This is a genomic window from Actinoplanes sp. NPDC051633 (assembly GCF_040681735.1).
Classification (GTDB): Bacteria; Actinomycetota; Actinomycetes; order Mycobacteriales; family Micromonosporaceae; genus Actinoplanes.
Map to the genome: position 1 here is coordinate 1 of NZ_JBFAZH010000565.1, position 5,043 is coordinate 5,043.

At 70.9% G+C, this 5,043-nt stretch carries 6 protein-coding genes; 3 read left to right on the forward strand and 3 right to left on the reverse strand.

Features of this window, described 5'->3' with window-relative positions:
* Together AB0M20_RS26670 and AB0M20_RS26675 are read left to right on the forward strand one after the other, a co-directional pair.
* A partial coding sequence (locus AB0M20_RS26670; protein ID WP_364302705.1) for an inositol-3-phosphate synthase occupies window positions 1-1,005 on the forward strand: 1,005 nt, incomplete at its 5' end.
* A 60-nt stretch (window positions 1,006-1,065) separates the two neighbouring features.
* Window positions 1,066-1,737, forward strand: a complete 672-nt coding sequence (locus tag AB0M20_RS26675; protein WP_364302707.1) for a hypothetical protein — start codon at window positions 1,066-1,068, stop codon at window positions 1,735-1,737.
* Between the two features lie 30 nt (window positions 1,738-1,767).
* Here AB0M20_RS26675 and AB0M20_RS26680 read toward each other — a convergent pair whose 3' ends face one another.
* The 3 genes from AB0M20_RS26680 to AB0M20_RS26690 all read right to left on the reverse strand — a co-directional run bounded on the left by AB0M20_RS26680 (window position 1,768) and on the right by AB0M20_RS26690 (window position 4,401).
* Window positions 1,768-2,286, reverse strand: a complete 519-nt coding sequence (locus AB0M20_RS26680; RefSeq protein ID WP_364302709.1) for a GNAT family N-acetyltransferase — start codon at window positions 2,284-2,286, stop codon at window positions 1,768-1,770.
* Complete coding sequence (locus tag AB0M20_RS26685; protein ID WP_364302711.1) at window positions 2,277-2,738, reverse strand: methylated-DNA--[protein]-cysteine S-methyltransferase; 462 nt, start codon at window positions 2,736-2,738, stop codon at window positions 2,277-2,279. Before AB0M20_RS26685 ends, AB0M20_RS26680 begins: the two co-directional genes overlap by 10 nt.
* A gap of 178 nt (window positions 2,739-2,916) precedes the next feature.
* Window positions 2,917-4,401, reverse strand: a complete 1,485-nt coding sequence (locus AB0M20_RS26690) for a CCA tRNA nucleotidyltransferase (RefSeq protein WP_364302713.1) — start codon at window positions 4,399-4,401, stop codon at window positions 2,917-2,919.
* On the opposite strand from AB0M20_RS26690, the gene AB0M20_RS26695 reads away from it, so the two are divergent.
* Window positions 4,400-5,043: hypothetical protein (locus AB0M20_RS26695; RefSeq protein ID WP_364302715.1), on the forward strand; the 644-nt coding region annotated here is incomplete at its 3' end. The two genes, AB0M20_RS26690 and AB0M20_RS26695, sit on opposite strands and share 2 nt — an antisense overlap.

Here is a 5,043-nt window from a genome sequence, read left to right on the forward strand (position 1 = left end):
CGCGAAGATGACCCGACCGACCGCGTTCCGGGTCTCATGCACGTCACCTTCGGCGACTACCACGTCAGCGAGGTGAAGTTCGTCGCAGCGTTCGATGTGGACGCCAAGAAGGTCGGCATGGACCTCGCCGAGGCGATCGTCGCCAGCGAGAACAACACCATCACGCTGTGCGACGTGCCGCCCACCGGTGTGACCGTCCAGCGTGGACCGACGTTCGACGGTCTGGGTGAGTACTACCGGGAGATCATCGAGGAGTCGTCGGCCGAGCCGGTCGACGTGGTGCAGGCGCTGCGCGACGCGCAGGTGGACGTCGTGGTGTCGTACCTGCCGGTGGGCTCGGAGCAGGCCGACAAGTTCTACGCCCAGGCGGCGATCGACGCGGGTTGCGCGTTCGTCAACGCCCTGCCGGTGTTCATCGCGTCGGACCCGGTCTGGGCGCAGAAGTTCACCGACGCCGGGCTGCCGATCGTCGGTGACGACATCAAGAGCCAGGTCGGCGCGACGATCGTGCACCGGGCACTGGCGAAGCTCTTCGAGGACCGTGGGGTCGAGCTGCTGCGCACGTACCAGCTCAACTTCGGCGGGAACATGGACTTCATGAACATGCTGGAGCGCAAGCGCCTGGTGTCGAAGAAGATCTCCAAGACCCAGTCGGTGACCAGCCAGATTCCGCACGAGATGGTGAAGAGCGACGTGCACATCGGCCCGTCCGACCACGTGCCGTGGCTGGACGACCGCAAGTGGGCGTACATCCGGCTCGAGGGCCGCAGCTTCGGCGATACGCCGCTGAACGCCGAGCTCAAGCTCGAGGTGTGGGACTCACCGAACTCGGCCGGCGTGATCATCGACGCGGTCCGCGCCGCGAAGATCGCCAAGGACCGCGGCATCGGCGGCCCGATCCTCAGCGCCAGCTCGTACTTCATGAAGAGCCCGCCGGAGCAGTACAACGACCACGACGCGAAGGAGGCCGTGGAGGCCTTCATCCGCGGCGAGGTCGAGCGCTAGTCTCTGCGCGTGATGCACCCGAGGGGTCGGACCACTTCCGGTTCGGCCCCTCGTGCGCGTTTGCTGGCGGCGGCCTGCTGCGGACTCGCCGTCGGCGCCGCGGTGGCGGCATGTGCGGGCCAGGGCGACACCCCGTCGGGTACGCCCACAGCGGTCGTGTCCTTGCAGGCGTCGATCGCCCCGGCACCGGCGGCGCCTTTCTCGCTGGTCCCGCTCCCACCCGGCACGGCGATGCGAGGCTGCGCCGCGGCCGTGACCAGGGAGGCGCCAAGCACCATCACCCCGCAGCGCTCGCGCGGTGCCGGCCCGAACGACGCCGGCCCGCCCCGGCCGCGAAGCGCCGACCCCAACGACATCCTCGACTTTCCGACCGACCTCCCCGACGGGCCGCTTCCCCAGCCGAGCGACGACGCGGCGGAGCGACGACGCAAGGCACTGCAGCCGAGCCCGGTGCCGCGGCGCGGAGAGGTCCCGGCGGCGGCGATCCCGGCCGCGGAGGCGTGTGTGCGCCAGCTGCAGATGGAGCTGACCCTGCTGGGCGCCTCGGGAAACCTGCAGGCCGCCGCCGTCGAGGCCGCCCTGCTCAGGGCAGGCCTGCGCGACCCGGTGGTGGAGCCGGGCCCGGCCTTCGCCGCCTCGACCGGCAGCGCCTGCATCGTCGGCTCGTTCACCGGTACGGAGCCGTCGCTGGCGATCGCTCCGCTGCCCGCGGCCGGCGCCTGCAAGCCCTGAGGACGCTGTGTGGTTGGCGCAGCACGGCGCTCACGCCGGGAACCCACTGCTGTCCAGGACCATCAACGAAGCCTCCGCGCCGTAGAAGATGCCGTCGCGCTCGTGGCGGAAACCCAGCTTCTCCAGCACGTGGCGAGAGGCGGCATTCTCCGTGCGGACCGTCGCCACGATCCTCGGCAGCCTGATCGTCTCGAAGCCGTACGTCAGACAGGCCAGCGCCGCCTCCGTCGCGTATCCCTGCCCCCACGCCATCCGGCCCAGGTAGTAGGCCAGCTCGACGTCGTCGGTGCCCTCCAGACGCTGGATGCCGGCGTGCCCGATCACCTGGCCGGTCGCGGCCACCTCGACGATCCACATGCCGAAGTCGCTGCGCTCCCACTCGTCCAGCCTGTCGGCCCACCGCCGCAGGCTGTCCGCGAGCGGGATACGGACGTGCGCCCACGTCACCTCGGGATCGTCGTCGACGGCGGCCCGATGCGCCGGAAGGTCCTCCGCCCGAAACGGGCGCAACCGCAGACGCTCGGTCGTCACCTCGGGAATCAGCCCCATGACCGCTCCAGCGCCACGCGGGCCTCCAGCTCGAGCAGCCGCCGCTTGCGGTCGATCCCGCCGCCGAAGCCGACCATCTTGCCGCCGGCCCCCACCACCCGGTGACACGGCACGATCACCGGCACGGGGTTGTGGTTGCAGGCCGTCCCGACCGCTCGAGCCAGCCCCGGATCGCCCAGCGCCGTGGCGATCTCGCCGTAGGTGATCATCTCGCCGTAGGGAACCTTGGCGATCTCGGCCCACACCGACCGCTCGAAGTCGGATCCCCCGCGCATCTCCACCGGCACGGAGAAGTCGGTCAGCCGCCCGGCGAAATACTCCCGCAGCTCGTCGACCGCCGGGTGCCCGCCGGGCGAGCCCTCGCCCCGGAAGCCGAACCGCACCCCGACGACGGTCTCGCCGTCGAGCACCACCCCGAGCGGGCCGATCGGCGACTCCAGCACCATTTCCATGGGGCCAAGTCTGCCCGCGGGGTACGACAAAAACCGAGCGACGAGAGGGTCGACGACCGAAACCCGCGGCCGGAACTGTCCCGCGGGACAGCCCGGCGGCGGGGCAGGGTGGGTGACCAACCGCCTGGCCGGCGCGGCCGCCAGTCCAGCATTTCGAGCGCTCGTAACCTACAAAGATCTAAAGTCCCTGGTCCCGCGCCCACTTCATCAGCTCGGCCTCGGCCTCGTCGCGGCTGAGCGGGCCCCGCTCCAGCCGCAGCTCCTTCAGGTGCTTCCACGCCCGGCCGACCACCGGGCCCGGCGGCACGCCCAGCAACTCCATGATCGCGTTGCCGTCGAGGTCCGGCCGCACGCGGGCCAGGTCCTCCTCGGCCGCGATCCGTTCGATCCGGTCCTCCAGCGCGTCGTAGTCCGCGGCCAGCTGGGCCGCCTTGCGCCGGTTGCGGGTGGTCACGTCCGACCTGGTCAGCTTGTGCAGCCGGGAGAGCAGCGGGCCGGCGTCGGTCACGTAGCGGCGCACCGCCGAGTCGGTCCACTCGCCGCGTCCGTACCCGTAGAAGCGCAGGTGGAGGGCGACCAGCTCGACCACGTCGGAGATCGTGTCCTTGGGGTAGCGCATCGCCTTCATGCGCTGTTTGGTCATCCGTGCGCCGACCACCTCGTGGTGGTGGAAGCTGACCCGGCCGTCGCGGCCGACGTCCTTGGTGGCCGGCTTGCCGATGTCGTGCATCAGCGCGGCCATCCGCAGCGTGAAGTCGGGGCCCGCGTCGCCCTCGAGCCGGATCGCGTTCTGCACCACGATCAGCGTGTGCTCGTAGACGTCTTTGTGTTGCGCGTGCTCGTCGATCTCCAGTTTGAGGCCGCTGATCTCCGGGATGAAGCGGTCCGCCAGGCCCGTGTCGACGAGCAGGCGCAGCCCGGCGACCGGGTCGGCGCCGCAGAGCAGCTTCGTGAACTCGTCCCGCACCCGCTCGGCCGTGATTCGGTCGAGATCAGTGGCCATGTCGGTCATGGCTTCGATGACCGACTTGTCCACAGTGAACCGCAGCTTCGCCGCGAACCGCGCCGCCCGCAGCATCCGAAGTGGATCATCGGAGAAGGACAGCGACGGCGCGGCCGGCGTCTTGATCACGCCCGCCGCCAGGTCGGCCAGGCCGCCGTACGGATCGGTGAAGACATGCCCCGGCAGCGACACCGCCATCGCGTTGATCGTGAAGTCCCGCCGCTGCAGGTCCTCCATCAGCGACGTGCCGTACTGCACCGCCGGATTGCGCGTCACGCCGTCGTAGGCCTCGGCCCGGAAGGTGGTGATCTCGATGCGGAGACCGTTCTTCTGTACGCCGATCGTGCCGAACGCCCGGCCGGTCTCCCAGATCGCGTCGGCCCAGCCCTTGACCAGCGCCAGCGTCTGCTCCGGACGGGCGTCGGTGCAGAAGTCGAGATCGTCGCCCAGCCGGCCGAGCAGCGCATCCCGCACCGACCCGCCGACCAGGTGCAACTCGTGCCCGGCGTCGGCGAACTTGCGTCCCAGCTCGTCGGAGACGGGCGAGACACGCAGGAGCTCCGCAACGGCCTTGCGCTGCGCCGAATTCAGTACAGACATGGGACGACCAGGGTATCGGTCGTGGCGGCGACCGGCCGCAGCGGGCAGGATGGCCGTCATGCCCGTTTCCGCGGCGCTGAGTGAGCTCAGCGAGAACCCGGGGTTCTGGACCGGCGCCGCCCGGCTCGAGCAGGCGCTCCGCGTCTCGTTCCCGGTCGCGGGCGGCTATGGCCTGGTGCTCGACCTCGATCTGCGCGCGGGGGAGCGCACGCTGGGCCTGCGCGGGCCGGCCACCAGCGAGCCGATCCAGCTGGGCTGGGCCGCGCCGCAGCTGCCGATGCCCGCCGCCCTGCGCTGGTGGGAGCTGGAGATGTGCGCCCGGGTGATCGCGCTGGAGGATCCGACGCTGCCGCATCCTGGGCTGGTCGTCGCCTTGTTGTCGCCCTTCGCGCCGCCGATGCCCGACGACGATGCGCCGGCGATCGCGACGATTCGGGCGGCCGCCTACCGATCGTTGCGGAAGCCGCCCGCACCGGAGGAGCCCGACCCGCAGGAGCCGCTCCCGCTGTTCGACGACGAGCGGTGGTGGCCGGCACGTTCGCCGCAGGTGCTGGACGAGTCGGCCATCGCCGCCCTGGTCGACGCGGCGCCGGCCACGACGGACGTGCGCGGCGCGGAGCGCTTCCCGCAGGCGGAGCTCGATCACATGCTGGGGTACGCGGACAAGCGCCTGGCCCGCCTCGGCCGGGAGCCCGGGTACGC